This is a genomic window from Burkholderia sp. MSMB1826, assembly GCF_001526325.1.
Classification (GTDB): Bacteria; Pseudomonadota; Gammaproteobacteria; order Burkholderiales; family Burkholderiaceae; genus Burkholderia.
In genome coordinates this window covers 223,560-240,818 of record NZ_LOYN01000050.1, presented here as the reverse complement: position 1 = coordinate 240,818, position 17,259 = coordinate 223,560, and the positions used below count along the sequence as shown (strand labels likewise).

General features: G+C 68.4%; 17 protein-coding genes. 15 read left to right on the top strand and 2 right to left on the bottom strand.

The features are described from left to right. Positions 1-600 precede the first annotated feature (600 nt). The 15 genes from WS95_RS28830 (at position 601) to WS95_RS28760 (ending at position 13,590) form a co-directional block, all read left to right on the top strand. A complete protein-coding gene (locus WS95_RS28830) occupies positions 601-792 on the top strand; it encodes a Flp family type IVb pilin (protein ID WP_059781685.1) in 192 nt (63 codons plus the stop codon). A 141-nt stretch (positions 793-933) separates the two neighbouring features. Then, on the top strand, positions 934-1,125 hold the full coding sequence (locus WS95_RS28825) for a Flp family type IVb pilin (protein ID WP_034209041.1): 192 nt from the start codon (positions 934-936) through the stop codon (positions 1,123-1,125). A gap of 81 nt (positions 1,126-1,206) precedes the next feature. Next, complete coding sequence (locus WS95_RS28820; RefSeq protein ID WP_059827449.1) at positions 1,207-1,425, top strand: Flp family type IVb pilin; 219 nt, start codon at positions 1,207-1,209, stop codon at positions 1,423-1,425. Positions 1,426-1,453: 28 nt separating this feature from the next. Continuing rightward, positions 1,454-1,993 carry an A24 family peptidase gene (locus WS95_RS28815; protein ID WP_059827447.1) on the top strand — a complete coding sequence of 180 codons (540 nt, stop codon included), beginning with the start codon at positions 1,454-1,456 and terminating at the stop codon, positions 1,991-1,993. Between the two features lie 43 nt (positions 1,994-2,036). Further along, entirely contained in the window at positions 2,037-3,437 is a 1,401-nt protein-coding gene (locus WS95_RS28810) for a hypothetical protein (protein ID WP_059827445.1), read from the top strand. 35 nt (positions 3,438-3,472) lie between these two features. Beyond that, positions 3,473-4,312 carry a Flp pilus assembly protein CpaB gene (cpaB, locus tag WS95_RS28805; protein WP_059827443.1) on the top strand — a complete coding sequence of 280 codons (840 nt, stop codon included), beginning with the start codon at positions 3,473-3,475 and terminating at the stop codon, positions 4,310-4,312. A gap of 103 nt (positions 4,313-4,415) precedes the next feature. Further along, positions 4,416-6,350, top strand: a complete 1,935-nt coding sequence (locus WS95_RS28800; protein ID WP_059827441.1) for a type II and III secretion system protein family protein — start codon at positions 4,416-4,418, stop codon at positions 6,348-6,350. A 20-nt stretch (positions 6,351-6,370) separates the two neighbouring features. Then, positions 6,371-6,667, top strand: coding sequence for a hypothetical protein (locus tag WS95_RS28795; RefSeq protein ID WP_059781679.1), 297 nt, complete (start codon positions 6,371-6,373; stop codon positions 6,665-6,667). A gap of 25 nt (positions 6,668-6,692) precedes the next feature. Next, the gene (locus WS95_RS28790; protein ID WP_059827439.1) at positions 6,693-7,964 is read left to right on the top strand and encodes a pilus assembly protein TadG-related protein; all 1,272 of its coding nucleotides are present in this window, start codon (positions 6,693-6,695) and stop codon (positions 7,962-7,964) included. A gap of 13 nt (positions 7,965-7,977) precedes the next feature. Next, complete coding sequence (locus WS95_RS28785) at positions 7,978-8,511, top strand: TadE/TadG family type IV pilus assembly protein (protein WP_034209049.1); 534 nt, start codon at positions 7,978-7,980, stop codon at positions 8,509-8,511. Next, positions 8,508-8,951 carry a TadE/TadG family type IV pilus assembly protein gene (locus WS95_RS28780; protein ID WP_059827437.1) on the top strand — a complete coding sequence of 148 codons (444 nt, stop codon included), beginning with the start codon at positions 8,508-8,510 and terminating at the stop codon, positions 8,949-8,951. The genes WS95_RS28785 and WS95_RS28780 overlap by 4 nt, the downstream gene beginning before the upstream one ends. A gap of 22 nt (positions 8,952-8,973) precedes the next feature. Next, positions 8,974-10,182: an AAA family ATPase gene (locus WS95_RS28775; RefSeq protein WP_059827436.1), complete on the top strand. Its 1,209-nt coding sequence runs from the start codon at positions 8,974-8,976 to the stop codon at positions 10,180-10,182. An 18-nt stretch (positions 10,183-10,200) separates the two neighbouring features. Continuing rightward, entirely contained in the window at positions 10,201-11,568 is a 1,368-nt protein-coding gene (locus WS95_RS28770) for a CpaF family protein (RefSeq protein WP_034209052.1), read from the top strand. Positions 11,569-11,601: 33 nt separating this feature from the next. Next, positions 11,602-12,579, top strand: a complete 978-nt coding sequence (locus WS95_RS28765) for a type II secretion system F family protein (protein ID WP_059827433.1) — start codon at positions 11,602-11,604, stop codon at positions 12,577-12,579. Between the two features lie 36 nt (positions 12,580-12,615). Continuing rightward, complete coding sequence (locus WS95_RS28760; protein ID WP_034209054.1) at positions 12,616-13,590, top strand: type II secretion system F family protein; 975 nt, start codon at positions 12,616-12,618, stop codon at positions 13,588-13,590. Positions 13,591-13,904: 314 nt separating this feature from the next. On the opposite strand, the gene WS95_RS28755 is transcribed toward WS95_RS28760, so the two are convergent. Beyond that, on the bottom strand, positions 13,905-16,397 hold the full coding sequence (locus WS95_RS28755; RefSeq protein WP_059827431.1) for a xanthine dehydrogenase family protein molybdopterin-binding subunit: 2,493 nt from the start codon (positions 16,395-16,397) through the stop codon (positions 13,905-13,907). A 21-nt stretch (positions 16,398-16,418) separates the two neighbouring features. Beyond that, entirely contained in the window at positions 16,419-16,877 is a 459-nt protein-coding gene (locus WS95_RS28750) for a (2Fe-2S)-binding protein (RefSeq protein ID WP_034209056.1), read from the bottom strand. Between the last annotated feature and the right edge of the window lie 382 nt (positions 16,878-17,259).

Sequence of the window (17,259 nt, the reverse complement as noted above, 5' to 3'; positions counted from 1 at the left end):
CCTTGCCGCGCCTCGATTTCGCCCGGGATGGTCCGCTCTTTGCGTAAGCGTTGGCACGGCAGTCGACGATTTGACGACCGGACGGTTCAGACAGAAACGCCGCGCAACCGGTTCGTGAATCACCTGGGGAAAAGACCGGCCGGAGCGCGTCGGGGAACACGCCGCTCCAGTTCGGTCACCCGCGGGAATCGTCGTCGAACGGCCCGAGAGACCCGGTTGCTTCAGGGCAATAAGAAATCGGCATGGCAGTACATGGGGAATAAAAATGAAAGACCACAGCGCATCGCGGTTCGCAAGCCGCGTTAAAGACACATTGCTGCTTTGCCGGGAGCTCGTCTCTCGTTCAATCGAATTCCATGCGTCGAACGGCCGCCGTGCCGCTCCGGTCGCTCGACCTGCCCGGTTCGTCCGGCCGGTCGAACCGTACACGCGTCTCTCGTGCTCCGTCTCGCCGGTACCTGTTCGCACGGACAGGGGCGGTCCGCCCCGTTTCCGCGACTGATCGTCGGCTTCCGATTTCCAGAGTAGTGCCGGTGGTGCCAGCCCCCGACGTCCTGACCGACGAAGGGTATTTCATAGTAGTCCGAAAGGAGAGTGCTCATGTCGAGAATCATCGAAAAGATCGCCTGGTTCGTCGACGATCAGGACGGTGTGACGGCCATCGAATACGGCCTGATCGCCGCACTGATCGCGATCGGCATCGTCGCCGCGCTGACGACGGTCGGTACGGATCTGAAAACCGTCTTCAGCACGGTGGCAGACGATCTGGATTCGATCGTGGCGGCGATTTGACGAACGGTACGGCGAACGGCTCCTCCGAATTGTTCGTCGACACCACACGGCATCAACAACCTGCCTCGACGTATCGATGCCGGATCATTCGATCCTGCCGGCACGCGAGGGCTTTGAAAGTGACTACGCAAGGAGATCATCATGTCCAAGCTCGTTCAGCAAGTCAGCCGTTTCGTACGCGATGAAGACGGCGTGACGGCCATCGAATACGGCCTGATCGCCGCCCTGATCGCCATCGGCATCATCGCCGCGCTGTCGACGGTCGGCAAGGACCTCAAGACCGTGTTCAGCACGATCGCCGACGACCTCGATTCGGCGGTCGCAGCCATCTGATGGAGCATGCCGCGGACGGCTCGGCTGGTGCAGCGCTCGAGCCGTCCCCGGCGATCCGATCAACCGGAACCGGAGACTGTCATGCAAGCCGTCATGCGTGCCGCACGTGGCTGGATCGCCGACGAACGAGGCGCGACGTCGATCGAATATGCGTTGCTCGCGTCGATGTTCGCGATCGCGGTACTGGGCAGCGTCGTCACGCTGAAGGGCTCGCTCGGCGACGCGTACGAGATGATCGCCGCAGCCGTGACGGCCGTCGTGACCACCGCCGTGACCACCGCGCTGGCGATGGCTTCCTGATCCACCGATTCGATCCGCGAGGTTCGCCATGTTTCCCGTTGCGCCGCCTTACCCGGTTCCGTTGTGCGTGACGCTGCTCGCGATCGCTGCGGCCAGCACCGACATCGCGACCCGTCGCATTCCGAACCGTCTCGTTCTGCTCGGCCTGGCCGGCGCGCTGGTTGCGCAGTGTCTGTTGCACGGCGTGCCGGCGGGCGTTCTCGGCTGGCTCGCCGGGGCCGCAACCGGCTTCGGCCTGCTGCTGCCGTTCTACCTGTTGCGCGGGATGGCGGCGGGCGACGTGAAGCTGATGCTCGCGATCGGCGCATGGGTCGGCGCGGAAATGACGTTTTACATCGTGCTGGCCACGTTCCTGGCCGGCGGGATCGGCGCCGTCGCCTACGCGCTGCTGCGCGGGCGGACGCGCCGGATGTGGGCGAACGTGCGCACGCTGATCGTGCAGCGCTCGCCAGCGGCGCGCGCCGAGGCCGACGACGGCCCCGCCGAGATCGTCTCGGTCGGCACGCTGCCGTACGGCGTGGCGATCGCGGCCGGCACGCTGGGCATGCTGTTCGCGTCGTGCGCATAGCGCGGCGGATCCGCAACGAAGACGCAACGAGGACGCAACGATCATGAACACGAACCACACCGAACCGAGACGCGACGCGCAGGTGGCACGCCTGCCCGATCCGCCGCCGTCGCGGGAGGTCCATACGAAGCTGGGCGCGCAACTGCCGTCGGCGCCGCGCTCGCTCGCCGAAACGGGGCTCGGCATGGCGTTCGTCGCCGGCCTCGTGCTGAAGTCGACGCTGGTGCTCGGCCGCCCGTCGTACGGCGACCTGGTCGAGCGGCACTGCCTGCCGCTCGCGGTGCTCGACGAGGTCTTTGCGTTCCTGGTGCGCGAGCATCTCGTCGAGCTCACCCATCGCGGCGCGACCGATCTCGACGTGACGTTCCGCCTGACCGATGCGGGCCGCGTGCTCGCACTCGAGGAACGGGAACGCAGCGGCTACAGCGGGCCTGCGCCGGTGACGCTCGACGCGTATCTCGCGAGCGTGGCCGCGCATTCGGTGCGCAAGCTGCACATCGGCCAGAGCGACGTGTGGGCGGCGTTCGAAGGCGTCGTGATCGACACGGCGGTGCTCGATGCGGCCGCCGCCGCGCTGAACGCGGGCCGGCCGCTGCTGATCTACGGCCCGGCCGGCAGCGGCAAGACCTTTCTCGCCGAGCGGCTCGGCGCGCTGATGCACGGCCGCGTGCCGGTGCCGCACGCGATCTGTGCGGCCGGCGAAGTGATCCAGGTCTACGACCCGCTCGTGCACGTCGACGCGCAAGCCGCGGGCGGCGGCCAGTCGGTCGATCGCCGCTGGCGCCTGTGCCGGCGGCCGGTCGTGATGTCGGGCGGCGAGCTGACGCTCGACGAGCTCGACCTGCGTCGCGACGAAGCGGCCGGCTTCTACCAGGCGCCGCCGCACATGAAGGCGAACATGGGCATGTACGTCGTCGACGATCTCGGCCGCCAGCGCGTCGAGCCGCGGGACCTGCTCAATCGCTGGCTGCGTCCGCTCGATCGCGGCGTCGATTTCATGACGCTCGAATCCGGCAACCGCTTCGTGCTGCCGTTCGACGTATGGCCGGTGTTCTCGAGCAACCTGGCGCCGGAGCAGTTCTGCGACGACGCGTTCATGCGCCGCCTCGGCTCGAAGCTGCACGTCGGCGCGATGTCGATCGACGACTACCGCGCGGTGTACGACGCGGCCTGCGCATCGCTCGGGCTCGTGTCGGCGAGCGATGCGTTCGACTTCCTGCTGCATCGGCTGCACCTGCCGACCGGCAAGGCGTTTCTCGCGTGCTTTCCGGCGGACCTGCTGCGCCTCGTGGCCGCCGGCGCGCGTTATCGCGGCGATCCGCCCGAGGTGACGCACGACGCGCTGTACGACGCATGGGCGAGTTACTTCGGTGCGGCGCCCGAGCGGGACGGCAGCCATCCGCCGCCCGTCGAGCGCGGAGGCCGTACGTTCGTCACCGGTTGAGCGGTTTCTTTCACGATTCGTCGAGGAGCATTGCCATGAAAAACAGTCGAGCGCTCATGATGCTGATCGTCGCGATGATCGCGGGTCTTGCCGCGGTCGTGTTCGCGTCCCACTGGCTGGTACAGACGTCCACGAGCTCGGTCACGTCCGTTGCGGTCGCCAGCACCGACCTGAACCTGGGCGAGCCGCTCGGGCCGAACCAGATCCACATGGTGAGCTGGCCGTCGGGCAGCGTGCCGACCGGCGCGTTCACCGATACGAAGGCGCTCGAAGGGCGCGTCGTGCGCACCAGCCTCGCGCGCGGCGAGCCGGTGATCGAGTCGAAGCTCGCGCCGGTCGGCACGAAGGGTGGGCTGTCCGCGGTGATCGCCGACGGCAGCCGCGCGATCACGGTGCGCGTGAACGACGTGGTCGGCGTCGCCGGCTTCGCGCTGCCGGGCAACTACGTCGACGTGATCGTCAACACGCAGGAACAGCAGGGCAAGACCGACGGGCAGAGCATCTCCAAGATCGTGCTCGAGCACATCCTCGTGCTCGCCGTCGCGCAGCAGGTGAGCCGCGACGACACGGCGCCGAAGGTGGTCAACGCGGTGACGCTGGAAGTCACGCCCGAGCAGGCCGAACGGCTCGACGTCGCACGCAGCGTCGGCACGCTGTCGCTCGTGCTGCGCAATCAGGTCGACCAGAAGACGCTGAACACGGACGGCGCGACCAAGCTGACGCTGCTCGGCAAGGCGCCCGCACCCGAAGCGCAGCCGGCGCCCGTTCGCGCGCGGCCGGTCCGCGTGCACGTCGCGTCGCATGCGGCGCCGGAAGCGCGGCGCGATTGCGTCGGCGTGCTGACCGGCGTGAAAGGCAGCGTCGAATGTTTCTGAAGTCATCCATATAGACAGACCAACAGATCGGCCGCCGGCAACGCGCGGCGGCCTTGGAAGTCGATAACCGGCACGGCGCCGGTCTCTCGGGGGATCAGACGAAATGAAGATCAAACCGCAACGCACAGGTACCGGCCCGCTACGCACACGCGTCGCACGGGGTACGACGATGGCCGCGATCCTTTGTTCGGGATGGCTGACCGTGTATGGCGCACTCGCGCAGGAAGGCGTCGAATCGGCGGTGCTGACGAAGGGCGGCGCCAGCGCGCCGGCCGCGGTCGGCAAGGGGCCGATGCAGATGACGATCAGCATGGCGCCGATGCCGGCCGCCGCGCCCGCCGCGTCGGCGGGGCCGCTGCGCGGGCCGAACTGCGTCGGCGCCGTGCGCGAATCGACCAGCGTCGCCGTGCCGCTCGGCAAGTCGCTGCTGGTGCCGATGCCCGAGCCGGTCCGCAACCGGACGATCGGCAATCCGGCCGTCGCGCAGGCGACGATGGTGTCGCCGCAGACGCTGTACATCCTCGGGCTCGCGGTCGGCACGACCAACATGATCGTGCAGGGCAGGAGCGGCGCATGCCGCGTGATCGACGTCGCGGTCGGCGCGGACGCCGGCGGCCTGCAGGCGTCGCTGCTGCAACTGATGCCGAACGAGCGCGACATTCATGTGTCGACCGCGGCCGGCACGATCGTGCTCGCCGGCACGGTGTCGAGTTCGCAGGCCGCGCAGCAGGCCGTGCAGATCGCCCACGCGTACGGCGACAGCGCGGGCGATGCGGCGGGCGGCGGCAAGCAGGGCGGCGGCGTGCTCAACATGCTGAACGTCACGTCGCCGCAGCAGGTCATGCTCGAGGTGAAGGTGGCCGAGGTGTCGAAGACGCTGATCAACCAGATGGGCAGCGCATTCAACATCCAGGGCGGCTTCGGTTCGTGGAGCGGCGCGCTGGTCAGCAACCTGCTCGCGGGCGTCGCGAGCGGCGCCGTGTTCAACAAGGCGAACAACAAGCCGTTCAGCATCGCGGCCGACGCGCAGAACACCGACAACCTCGTCAAGATCCTCGCGGAGCCGAACCTCGTGACGATCAGCGGCCAGGAAGCGACGTTCCTCGCGGGCGGCAGGATCTTCATTCCGATCCCGCAGAGCGGCAGCAACGGCGTCTCGTCGATCACGCTGCAGGAAGAGGAATTCGGCGTGGCGCTGAAGTTCACGCCGACGGTGCTGGCCAACGGCCGGATCAGCCTGAAAGTCGCGCCGGAAGTGTCGGAGCTGTCGCAGACGGGCGTCACGCTGAGCGCGTCCAACATCGGCGGCACGTCGATCCTGCCGCTGATCACGACGCGGCGCGCGTCGACGACGGTGCAGATGAGCGACGGCGAATCGTTCGCGATCGGCGGGCTGATCAAGGACAACGCGACCGGCGCGCTGAAGGCGATCCCGGGTGTCGGCGAAGTGCCGGTGCTCGGTGCGCTGTTCCGCAGCACGTCGTTCCAGCAGGATCGCACCGAGCTGATCTTCCTGATCACGCCGCACCTGGTGAAGCCGCTGCAGACCGCGGACGTCGCGCTGCCGACCGACAGCTTCTCGAAGCCGAACGAAGCCGACGTGTATGCGACCGGCAACATGGAAGGCCGCGGCGGCGTGCGCAAGGCAGGCGCGCAGCCGAAGCAACCCGCGAACGGCGCGGCCGTCGCCCCGCAGACCCCGGCCCAGGCGCCGGCGCCCGCTCCGGCGCCGCAATCGGAAGCACCGGTCGCACCGGCCGCGCTGCCCGCGCCGCGCGCGCCGCAAGACGCCGACGTGCAGCCGCCGGTACCGGCCGAGCCGCCGAAGGCGCCGGCGCCGGTCGCGGCCGCCGCGCCGCAGTCCGACCCGGCCACCGCGGCGCGTGTCGCGCGCATCGAAGCCGCCGCCGCGCGCCTCGCGGCCGCGGCCCCCGAACCGTCGGCCCAGCCGGCGGCGCGACCGAAGCACCGGATCGCGGCGGCGCCCAACGCGCAGATCGCGCGTGCGGCCGCCGAACCCCAGTCCACCGATCGTTGAAGCCATCCAAGGGGAAGCTCATGAAATCCGCCTACCTCGTATTCGCGCGCCGCGCGGCGCTTGCCGTCCCGCTCGCGTTCGCGCTTGCCGGCTGCATGTCGTCGACCCCGGTGTGGGACAGCCGCTTCGGCGACTCGGTCCGCACCGTGATGCACGCCCAGATCATCGATCCGCATGCCGGCGAACATCCGGCGTCGGCGTCGGGGATCGACGGCGCCGCCGCCGCGGCCGCGCTCGACAACTACGACAAGTCGTTCAAGCAGACCCTGCCGCCCGCCAATGCGTTCGTGATCGGCATCGGCAAGTCCACCCAGTAACGACGGCACGCTCAGGGAGAACGCCATGAACAGCGCAGCCCGCTATCCGAAGGTCACGCGTCGCAGCCTGCACCGCCAGCGCGGCGCCGTCGCGATCATCGTCGGCCTTTCGCTGGCGGTGATGATCGGATTCGTCGGGCTCGCGCTGGATCTCGGCAAGCTGTACGTCACGCGCAGCGAACTGCAGAACAGTGCCGATGCCTGCGCGCTGTCCGCCGCGCGCGACCTGACGACGGCGATCAGCCTGTCGGTGGCCGAAGCCGACGGCATCGCGGCCGGCCACCTGAATTTCGTGTTTTTCCAGAAGAAGTCGGTGCAGATGTCGACGAACGCGAACGTCACGTTCAGCGATTCCCTGAGCGACCCGTTCCTGGCCAAGAATGCGGTCACGAAGCCGTCGAACATCAAGTATGTGCAGTGCACCGCGACGCTGAGCAACATCGCCCACTGGTTCATCGAAGTGCTGAACGTGCTGCCGGGCACGAAGCTCGCGAATGCGGCGGAAGTGTCGGCGAGCGCGATCGCGACCGTCGGCGGCGGGCAGACGACCTGTGCGATTCCCGTGTTCGTGTGCCGTGGCCCGTCCGATCCGGCCTACAAGGTCGGCGACTGGATCTCGTCGCCGTCCGGGTCGTCGTCGACCTACGGGCCCGGCAATTTCGGCTGGGCGGCGCTCGACGGGTCGACGAGCGAGACGACGCTCGCGAGCGAGCTGTCGGGCAATACCTGCAACATCACGAGCCCGCCGGACCTGAGCACCACCGGCCTGAAGTCGGCGTCGCAGCGCGCGTGGAATACGCGTTTCGGCATCTATACGAACGGCGCGAACGGCTCGAGCGGCCAGCCGGACTTCACCGGCTACGCGTATGTCGGGCCGAACTACGGGCCGCCGGGAACGGCGGGCATCAAGGGTGACGCGTACACGCAGTTCGTGGCCGACCGCGCGAGCTTCAAGTCGTACCAGGGCGACGGTGCACCGCCGTCGGGCAGCGGCATCGCGACCAACGGCACGGCGACGGCGAGCAACTACACGACGTACGGCGGCGACCGGCGCCTCGCGCTCGCGCCGGAAGGCGACTGTTCGACGCTGAAGGGCAACAGCGGCAAGGTCCACGTCACGCAATGGGATTGCGTGCTGATGCTCGATCCGCTCCCGTTCAGCGCCGGCAGCGGCACGGTCGTCGCGCACCTCGAATACCTCGGCTCGTCGGTCTCCGGCAACAACCCGTGCGCGACGCACGGCTTGCCGGGCAGCGGCAGCGCGTCGGGCACCCAGGTGCCGATGCTCGTTCAATAGCGGAGAGACGGTCATGAAGAAGCTGCCGATTCGTCGTTCGCGCACCCGGGGCGCCGTCGCCGTCGAGTTCGCGCTCGTGCTGATGCCGATGATCCTGCTGGCGACCGGCGTGGCCGAGTTCGGCCGGGCGATCTACCAGTACGAGACGCTGACCAAGGCGACCCGCGATGCGGCGCGCTACCTGTCGGTCTGGTTGCCGACCGACAGCGCGTATCCGGTGTCGCAGGCGCAGTGTCTGGTCGTGTACGGCAGCACGACGTGCGGTACGTCGGGCACCGAGCTGGTGCCGGGGCTCACGACGTCGATGGTCACGATCTGCGACGCCCAGCGCACGACCGGCTGCAGCGATGCGTCCGACCCGGCGCAGTTCGCGAACCTGCCGACCTACGACGCGGACAACAACACGGCAAGCGGGACGGCCACGGGCGCGATCAACGTCGTCGAAGTGAAGATCAGCGGCTACAAGTACCAGCCGATTCCCGCGTATCCGGCGCTGCCGTCGATCACCTTCGGCAACATCGTCACCGTGATGAGGCAGGTGTCATGAACGCGCGCCAATTTCCGCGGTCGCGCCGGCGCGCGCAGCGCGGCGCGGCGATCGTCGAGTTCGCCCTCATCGCGATGGTGCTGATCGTGCTGCTGATCGGCATCTTCGAATTCGGCCGCGTGCTGTTCTACTGGAACACCGCGAGCGAAGCCGTGCGCCTCGGCGCACGCACGGCGGTGGTCTGCGACGTGAACGCCGCGGGCGTCGTGAAGCGCGTGCGATCGCTGCTGCCGCTGCTGTCGAACGCGAACGTCTCGGTCAACTACACGCCGTCGAGTTGCGACATCAACACGTGCTCGTTCGTGACGGTGAGCGTCACGAACGTCACCGTCAAGACCATGATTCCGTTCGTGAACGTCACGGTCACGATGCCGCCGTTCACGACGACGCTGCCGCGCGAAAGCCTGAACTCCGCGACGGGCGGCTCCGCCTGCAACTGATCGAACACACGAGGCACACGACATGATCAATATCCTCGTCGCTTCCGACGATACCGCGCGGCTTTCGCAGATCGCGCGTCTCGTGGCCGACAGCGGACGCTATCGCACGACGCGCGCCACCGGCCGCCCGTCGCAGATCGAACATCGCACCGACGGGCTCGACGCGTTCGACGTCCTGCTGATCGACGGCACGTCGCTCGACCCGTTCGAGCTGGCGGCGATCGAGCGCATCTGCCGCGCGCACGCGAGCCTGACCTGCATCCTCGTGACGGCCGACGCATCGCCGCACGTGCTGCTCGACGCGATGCGCGCCGGCGCGCGCGACGTGCTGCAGTGGCCGCTCGATTTGCAGGCGCTCGGCAACGCGCTCGAACGGGCGGCCGCGCAAAGCACGCGGCGCGATACCGACGACACGCGGATCGTGTCGTTCATGTCGTGCAAGGGCGGGGCCGGCACGAGCTTCGCGGCCGGCAACGTCGCGTTCGAGATCGCCGAGGGCTTCAAGCGCCGCGTGCTGCTGATCGACGTGAACCAGCAGTTCGCCGACGCGGCGTTCCTCGTCAGCGACGAAACCCCGCCGTCGTCGCTACCGCAGCTGTGCGCGCAGATCGAGCGGCTCGACAGCGCGTTTCTCGACGCGAGCGTCGCGCACGTGACGGAAAATTTTCACGTGCTGGCCGGCGCCGGCGACCCGGTCAAGGCCGCCGAGGTGCGCGAGGACGCGCTCGAATGGATTCTCGGGGTCGCCGCGCCGCGCTACGACTTCGTGATCTTCGACGTCGGCGTCGGCATCAACCCGCTGTCGATGGTCGCGCTCGATCGCAGCGACCAGATCCAGATCGTGCTGCAGCCCGCGATGCCGCACGTGCGCGCCGGCCGCCGGCTGCTGGAGATCCTCGTGTCGCTCGGCTATTCGACCGACCAGTTGCGGCTGATCGTGAACCGCGCGACGCGCGCGAGCGAGCGGACCCGCACCGCGCTCGAGGAAGTGCTCGGCCTGCATGCGGCCTGCACGATTCCCGACGACGCCGACACCGTGCTCGAAGCGATCAACCAGGGCCACCCGGTGTCGCGGCTCGCGCGCGGCTCGGCGGTCGCACGGGCATTGCAGGGCTATGCGAAGCAACTCGTCGACGGCGAAGTGCGCGCGGGACGCAGCTCGACGCGCACCGAACCGTTGATGTCCCGGTTGTTCGGCCGCAAGGCCACGCCGAAGCTCAAGTCGATGTAATTCTTTCGGGGAACCGTCATGTCATTGCGCGAACAGATGTCCTTGCACCGGGCCCAGCCGATGGCGGCGGGCGGCGAGCCGGCCGGCCCGGCCCATTCGTCGGTGCGCGACGCATACCAGAAGCTGCGCCGCGAAATTCACCTGGCCGTGCTCGAGCGCGTGGAGCTCGAACGCCTGTCGCGACTGCATCAGGACCAGGTCCGCATGGAAATCGGCGCGCTGATCGCGCGCATCCTCGACGAGGAACGGCTGCCCGCGAACGACATCGAGCGGCGGCAACTCGCGATCGACGTGTACGACGAGATGTTCGGCTTCGGCCCGCTCGAAGCGCTGCTGCGCGACCCCGGCATTTCCGACATCCTCGTGAACACCTGCCGGCAAGTCTACGTCGAGCGCTGCGGGCAGCTCGAACTGACCGACGTGACGTTCTACGACGACGCGCACCTGATGAAGGTGATCGAGAAGATCGTGTCGCGCGTCGGCCGCCGTATCGACGAATCGAGCCCGATGGTCGACGCGCGGTTGCCGGACGGCTCGCGCGTGAACGCGATCATCCCGCCGTCCGCGATCGACGGGCCGCTGATGTCGATCCGGCGCTTCGCGGTCAACCCGCTGAAGATGGACGACCTGGTGCGCTTCCACAGCCTGACGCCGCCGATGGCCGAACTGCTCGACGCGCTGGCGCGCGCGAAGGTGAACGTGCTGGTGTCGGGCGGCACCGGCAGCGGCAAGACCACTCTGCTCAACATCCTGTCCGGCTTCATTCCGCGCAACGAGCGGATCGTGACGATCGAGGACGCCGCCGAGCTGCAACTGCAGCAGCCGCACGTGCTGCGGCTCGAAACACGGCCGCCGAACATCGAAGGCAAGGGCGAGATCACGCAGCGCACGCTGGTGCGCAACGCGCTGCGGATGCGCCCGGACCGGATCATCCTCGGCGAAGTGCGCGGCGCCGAAGCGCTCGACATGCTCAACGCGATGAACACCGGCCACGAAGGCTCGCTCGCGACGATCCACGCGAACACGCCGCGCGATGCGCTGACGCGGCTCGAGAACATGGTCAGCGTGTCCGGCCTGACGCTGCCGCCGAAGACGATGCGCCAGCAGATCGCATCGGCGATCTCGGTGGTCGTGCAGGCGGCGCGGCTCACGGACGGCAAGCGCAAGATCGTCAGCATCCAGGAACTGACCGGGATGGAAGGCGACATCATCAACATGCAGGAGATCTTCACGTTCAAGCGCACGGGCGTGGACCGCGACGGGTCGGTGCGCGGCCACTTCTGCGCGACCGGCGTGCGGCCGAAGTTCGTCGAGCGGCTGCAGGCGTTCGGCATCGACCTGCCGGATTCGCTGTACGACCCGTCCGTGCGTTACGAGACGGACTGACGCCAGGGCGCCGTGCGCTGCCGGGGAGGCCTCATGAATGCGATCTTTTACGGTTTTGTGATTCTCACCTTCGTCGCGGTCGTGCTGTCGATCGAAGGCGTCTATCAATGGTGGAACGCGCGGCACGGCGCCGCCGCGCGCCGGATCGAATCGCGCATCCGCGCGATGTCGGCCGGCGGCAACGTCCAGCAGGAGCGGCTGTCGATCCTGAAGAAGCGGATGCTCGACGAGTCGAAACCGTTCGACCGGCTGCTGCTGCGGCTGCCGCGCGTGCACGCGCTCGATCTCGTGATCCAGCAGTCGGGCCTCGACTGGACGCTGCCGAAGCTGATCACGCTCGGCGCGACGTTCGCGGCGCTCGCGTGGTTCGTGGCGAGCTTCGCGCGGTTGCCGCAACTTGCCGCGGTGCCGATCGCGCTGTTCGCCGGGTGGATGCCGATGATGTACGTGCTGCGCTGCCGCGCGCGCCGGCTGCGCAAGCTCGAGCGGCAGTTGCCGGAGATCTGCGACATGATCGCGCGCGCGCTGCGCTCCGGGCATTCGTTCACGAGCACGCTCGGGATGGTCGGCGACGAGTTTTCCGAGCCGATGGGCGGCGAATTCCGCGTCACGTTCGACGAGGTCAACTACGGCGTGTCGCTGCACGACGCGCTGATGAATCTCGCGACGCGCGTACCGGTGCAGGATCTGCGCTACTTCGTGATCGCGGTGCTGATCCAGCGCGAGACGGGCGGCAACCTGGCCGAGCTGCTCGACAGCATCGCCGGGCTGATCCGCGAGCGTTTCAAGCTGTTCGACAAGGTGCGCGTGCTGTCGGCGGAAGGGCGGCTGTCGGCGTGGATTCTCGGGCTCTTGCCGTTCGGCACCGCGGCGGTGATGGCGCTGCTGAACCGCGAGTTCCTGTCGGTGCTCTGGGAGGATCCGGCCGGGATCCGGATGGTCGGCACGATGCTGGTGTCGATGCTGTTCGGCCTGTTCTGGATCCGTCGTATCGTCCGTATTCGCGTCTGACGCGCGAGCCGAATAACGAACCGTTGCGAGGCTGTCATGCAAAACCTGAGCGTGGTCCAGGCCGTGATGCTGGGCGGCTTGTTCATCGTCGTGGCCGGCGGCGTGCTCGTCGCGATGCTGCTGTTCGCGCCGCGCGGCATCCAGCGCCGGATCCAGCAGGCCGGCGGGGCCGGGGCGGGTGCCGTCGCCGGCCCGGGTCAGGGCGACGACATGGCGTCGCGCTGGGTCGCGAAGCTGGTCGAGCTGTCCACCCCGATCTCGAAGCTGTCGGTGCCGAAGGAGGGGTGGGAGAATTCGCCGCTGCGCATCCGGCTGATGAACGCCGGATGGCGCAACCAGAGCGCGGCCGCGCTGTATTTCACCGCGAAGACGATGCTCGCGCTCGGCCTGCCGTGCGCGGCGCTGCTGGTGCTGATCACGACGCCGCTCGGCGACGAGCGTGCGCTGCTGTCGGTGATCCTCGTGGCGCTCGCCGGCATCGGCTACTACATCCCGAACGTCGTGCTGTCGCAACGGGCCAAGGTGCGCCAGCAGAAGATCTTCGAGGATTTCCCGGACGCGCTCGACTTGTTGACGGTGTGCGTCGAGGCGGGGCTCGGGCTCGACGCGGCCCTGATGAAGGTGAGCGAGGAGCTGCGGTTTCGCAGCGAGGTGGTCGCGAGCGAGCTCGACCTGCTGCTGCTCGAGATGCGCTCCGGCTTCACGAAGGAGACGGCGCTGCGCAATCTCGCGCTGCGCACCGGCGTGGAGGACATCGAATCGTTCTGCGCGATGCTGATCCAGGCCGACCGGTTCGGCACGAGCATCGGCGAATCGCTGCGCGTGCTGTCGGACATGCTGCGCACGCGGCGCCGGATGCGCGCGGAGGAACGCGCGGCGAAGATCGCGCTGAAGCTGCTGTTCCCGCTGATTTTCTGCATCTTCCCCGCGCTGATGATGGTGCTGCTCGGCCCGGCGATGATTCACGTCTATCGCGTGCTGCTGCCGACGTTCGTCGGCATCGCGCAGTGAGCGGCGAGGCGCGGCGGCTTTACCTGCATCGATCGCGATCTTGCGTGCCGGCCCCGGGCGATCCGGCGGCCGGCACGGCAACAGGCTTCATGGAGGCTTCCTCCCCGGGCGGCGCCGCGAGACAGGTCGACCATAGCGGCGTCGAGGCATCCTGGACCCATGGTCGGCCATGGAACAAGCCGTAGTCCACCGCCTTCGCGGCTGCCCCCTACTGCTAACCGCTCGAAGCGGCGGCGCCCCGTATCGGGGCGGCCGGCGCGCGGCGCGTCACTGAAAACGACTGCCGGTATCGATCGCGCGCCGGATCGTCTACGTCACACCGTGCCTTTCTTCAGATCCTCGATGCACGGAATCCCGGCGCGCCGTTTCGGCCGCAGGAATTTCGGCACGGCGGGTGCCTGGCCGACGCCTGCGTGGCTTTGGTCGGCCTTGGGCTTCAACGCGGCCCGCTTGACCTTGTGCGGAATCCGGCAACCGCCGGCCGGCAGGTCGCCGTACGGATCCTCTTCGACGGCCGCAGCAGGGGCCTCCGGCATCGCGGGCGCGGCCGATGCGACCAGCATCGGCGCGAACGGCAACGCACGCATCCGTTCGCCGGTCAGCACGAACGCGCCGTTGGCCACCGCCGGCGCGATCGGCGGTACGCCGGCGTCGCTCAACCCGGTCGGCTGGGCGTCCGACGGCACGAAGAAGACGTCCACCGGCGGCGCTTCCTGCATGCGCACGGGCGGATAGTCGGCGAAACCGGCGTTGCGCACCGCGCCGTGGTCGACGTCGATCGCGAAACCCGGCTTCGTCGTCGCGAGACCGAACAGCGCGCCGCCCTGGATCTGCGCTTCCGCACCGGTCGGGTTGACGATGCGGCCCGCATACACGCCTGCCGTCACGCGATGCACGCGCGGCTGCTGCGCCTCGATCGACACCTCCGTCACGTACGCGACGACCGAGCCGGCCGTTTCGTGCATCGCGACGCCCCATGCGTGCCCGGCCGGCAGCGTGCGCGTGCCGTAGCCGGACTTGTCGACGGCCAGCGCGAGCGCCTGGCGATGCGGCGCATGCTCGGGGCCGGCCAGCCGCGCCATCCGGTACGCGACCGGGTCCTGGCGCGCCGCGTGCGCGAGTTCGTCGACCAGCGTTTCCATCACGAACGCCGTATGCGTATGGCCGCCCGAACGCCACGACTGGACCGGCACGTCGACGTCGGTCTGATGGACCGATACCTGCATCGGGAAGCCGTACGGGCTGTTCGCGACGCCGTCGGTCAGGCTGGGATCGGTGCCGCGCCGGAGCATCGCCGTGCGCTCGAGCGGCGAGCCCTTCAGCACCGACTGGCCGACGACGACGTGCTGCCAGTCGCGCACGGCGCCGCTGCCGTCGACGCCGATGTCGACGCGATGCAGTACCATCGGGCGGTAATAGCCGCCGCGCAGATCGTCCTCGCGCGTCCAGATCGTCTTGACCGGGCCGAGATGGCCGGCGGCGAGGTACGCGGACGACACGCGGGCGGCCTCGACCACGTAGTCCGACGTGGGCGTCGAGCGCCGGCCGTAGTCGCCGCCCGTCGTCAGCGTAAAGATCTGGACTTTCTCCGGCGCGACGCCGAGCGCCTTCGCGACGGCCGCGCGGTCGGCGGTCTGCAGCGACGAGCCGCCCCAGATCTTGATCCCGCACGCGCAGTTCGCCGGCCCGACGTCGACCGTGCAGCTGAGCGGTTCCATCGCCGCATGCGCCAGATACGGAAATTCGTAGTCCTTCTGGATCCGCGTCGCCGCCGGCGGCGCGCTGCCGGCATCGGCCGTGCGCACCACGGTCCCCGGCGTGCCGGCGAGCTGCTTGTACGCCTGCATCTGTTCGGCGGACGTGACGGTCGAGCCGGCGTCCTTCCACGTCACCTTCAGCGCATCGCGGCCGAGCTTGGCCGGCCAGTAGCCGTTCGCGATCACGGCCACGCCGGTGCCGCCGCGATCGGTCGGGATCTCGACGACCTCGACCACGCCCTTGACGGCCCGGGCCGCCGCCGCGTCGTAGCTCGCGACCTTGCCGCCGAAGCGCGGCGGGCGCGCGACCACGGCCACCATCGTGTCCGGCAGGCGCCAGTCCATCCCGTATTTGAGCGTGCCGTCGAGCATCGCGCGCGCGTCGACGCGCGGTGTCGGCTTGCCGATCAGGCGGAACTGGTCCGGCGACTTCAACGGCACCCGCTGCGGGACCGGCATCGCCATCGCGGCCGGCGCGAGCTCGCCGTAGGTCGCACGGTAATTGCCCGACGTCACGACGCCATTCGCGGTCCGGCACGTGGCGGGATCGACGTTCCAGCGCTGCGCGGCCGCCGCGACGAGCATCGCGCGGGCGGACGCGCCGAGTTCGCGGTATTGCGCGAACGAGTGATTGACCGACGTCGAGCCGGCCGTCATCTGGATGCCCGTCACCGGATCCTTGTACGGCTCGCCGGCCGGCGCGAGCACGGTGCGCACGTTGCGCCAGTCGGCGTCGAGCTCGTCGGCCAGCGCCATCGGCAGCGCGGTGCTGACGCCCTGGCCGGATTCCGTCCGGTTGACGGCGACGGTCACGATGTTGTCGGGCGCAATGATCAGGAATGCTTGCGGTGGCGAAGCCGGCGAGGTCTTGCCCGCTTGCGCCGCGGCGCGCGTCGGCGCGATGCCGAGCGCGAGGCAGCCGCTTGCCGCCATCGTCAGCTTCAGGAAGCCGCGCCGGCCGAGCATCGGAGCATCGGCTCCGGTGGCGGGCGGCGCGTCGCGATGGGCGGTGTCGGCGCTTGCCGGGCGCCCGAAAGTGCGGATACGCATGGTCACAGTCTCCGGGCAGGCTCAGGCGAGCGCGTGAGCCGCATCGTGAATCGCGGCGCGGATGCGCTGGTAGGTCGCGCAACGGCACAGGTTGCCGGCCATCGCGCGATCGATGTCGGCATCGGTCGGCGCCTTGTTGCCGCGCAGCAGGCCGGCCGCACTCATCATCTGGCCGCTCTGGCAGTAGCCGCATTGCGCGACGTCGTGCCGGATCCATGCGTCGAGGACGGCCTTGCCGACCGCATCGTCGGCGAGATGTTCGGACGTCGTGATGCGCGCGCTGCCGACCGCCGACAGCGCGAGCGTGCAGCTTCGGGCCGGGCGGCCGTCGACGTGGACGGTGCAGGCGCCGCAGTCGCCGGTGCCGCATCCGAACTTGGTGCCGGTCAGCCCGAGGTTGTCGCGCAGCACCCAGAGCACCGGTGTCGACGGATCGGCGTCGATCTCGGCCGGCCGGTTGTTGATGTTCAACGTCACCATCGTGAAGTTCTCCGTTGGATACCTCGTTATCGCCCGCGAGACGGAAAGGCAATGCAGCGAATCTGAACCAATTAAAGCAGATTCGCTAAAAAACCTGCACCGGGGAATTTGATTTTTTTGCCTTTCTTAATGATTTTCGTGATTTATTTAAAGAGAATCATTTTCATCTCGCGCGCCAATGAATTAATGTGAATGAAAGAGTATTGAGTTTTGCCAAAAAATACCCGGCCGATGGAAAACGTTTGCGACTCGGGCCTATATTTGACTCGCGATCACGCCGGGAGACAGGCGGATCGGGCGGCAGGCACTGACGAATCGGTGTGCGGGGCAACAGGCGCGCGGTTATCCGACGGGAGCGGGCGGCGTTTGATTGTGGGGCGGG

Bases quoted from the DNA above. Each gene is read 5' to 3' on its own strand.
- WS95_RS28830 (WP_059781685.1), top strand. From the start codon at position 601: ATGTCGAGAATCATCGAAAAGATCGCCTGGTTCGTCGACGATCAGGAC.
- WS95_RS28825 (WP_034209041.1), top strand. From the start codon at position 934: ATGTCCAAGCTCGTTCAGCAAGTCAGCCGTTTCGTACGCGATGAAGAC.
- WS95_RS28820 (WP_059827449.1), top strand. From the start codon at position 1,207: ATGCAAGCCGTCATGCGTGCCGCACGTGGCTGGATCGCCGACGAACGA.
- WS95_RS28815 (WP_059827447.1), top strand. From the start codon at position 1,454: ATGTTTCCCGTTGCGCCGCCTTACCCGGTTCCGTTGTGCGTGACGCTG.
- WS95_RS28810 (WP_059827445.1), top strand. From the start codon at position 2,037: ATGAACACGAACCACACCGAACCGAGACGCGACGCGCAGGTGGCACGC.
- cpaB (WP_059827443.1), top strand. From the start codon at position 3,473: ATGAAAAACAGTCGAGCGCTCATGATGCTGATCGTCGCGATGATCGCG.
- WS95_RS28800 (WP_059827441.1), top strand. From the start codon at position 4,416: ATGAAGATCAAACCGCAACGCACAGGTACCGGCCCGCTACGCACACGC.
- WS95_RS28795 (WP_059781679.1), top strand. From the start codon at position 6,371: ATGAAATCCGCCTACCTCGTATTCGCGCGCCGCGCGGCGCTTGCCGTC.
- WS95_RS28790 (WP_059827439.1), top strand. From the start codon at position 6,693: ATGAACAGCGCAGCCCGCTATCCGAAGGTCACGCGTCGCAGCCTGCAC.
- WS95_RS28785 (WP_034209049.1), top strand. From the start codon at position 7,978: ATGAAGAAGCTGCCGATTCGTCGTTCGCGCACCCGGGGCGCCGTCGCC.
- WS95_RS28780 (WP_059827437.1), top strand. From the start codon at position 8,508: ATGAACGCGCGCCAATTTCCGCGGTCGCGCCGGCGCGCGCAGCGCGGC.
- WS95_RS28775 (WP_059827436.1), top strand. From the start codon at position 8,974: ATGATCAATATCCTCGTCGCTTCCGACGATACCGCGCGGCTTTCGCAG.
- WS95_RS28770 (WP_034209052.1), top strand. From the start codon at position 10,201: ATGTCATTGCGCGAACAGATGTCCTTGCACCGGGCCCAGCCGATGGCG.
- WS95_RS28765 (WP_059827433.1), top strand. From the start codon at position 11,602: ATGAATGCGATCTTTTACGGTTTTGTGATTCTCACCTTCGTCGCGGTC.
- WS95_RS28760 (WP_034209054.1), top strand. From the start codon at position 12,616: ATGCAAAACCTGAGCGTGGTCCAGGCCGTGATGCTGGGCGGCTTGTTC.
- WS95_RS28755 (WP_059827431.1), bottom strand. From the start codon at position 16,397: ATGCGTATCCGCACTTTCGGGCGCCCGGCAAGCGCCGACACCGCCCAT.
- WS95_RS28750 (WP_034209056.1), bottom strand. From the start codon at position 16,877: ATGGTGACGTTGAACATCAACAACCGGCCGGCCGAGATCGACGCCGAT.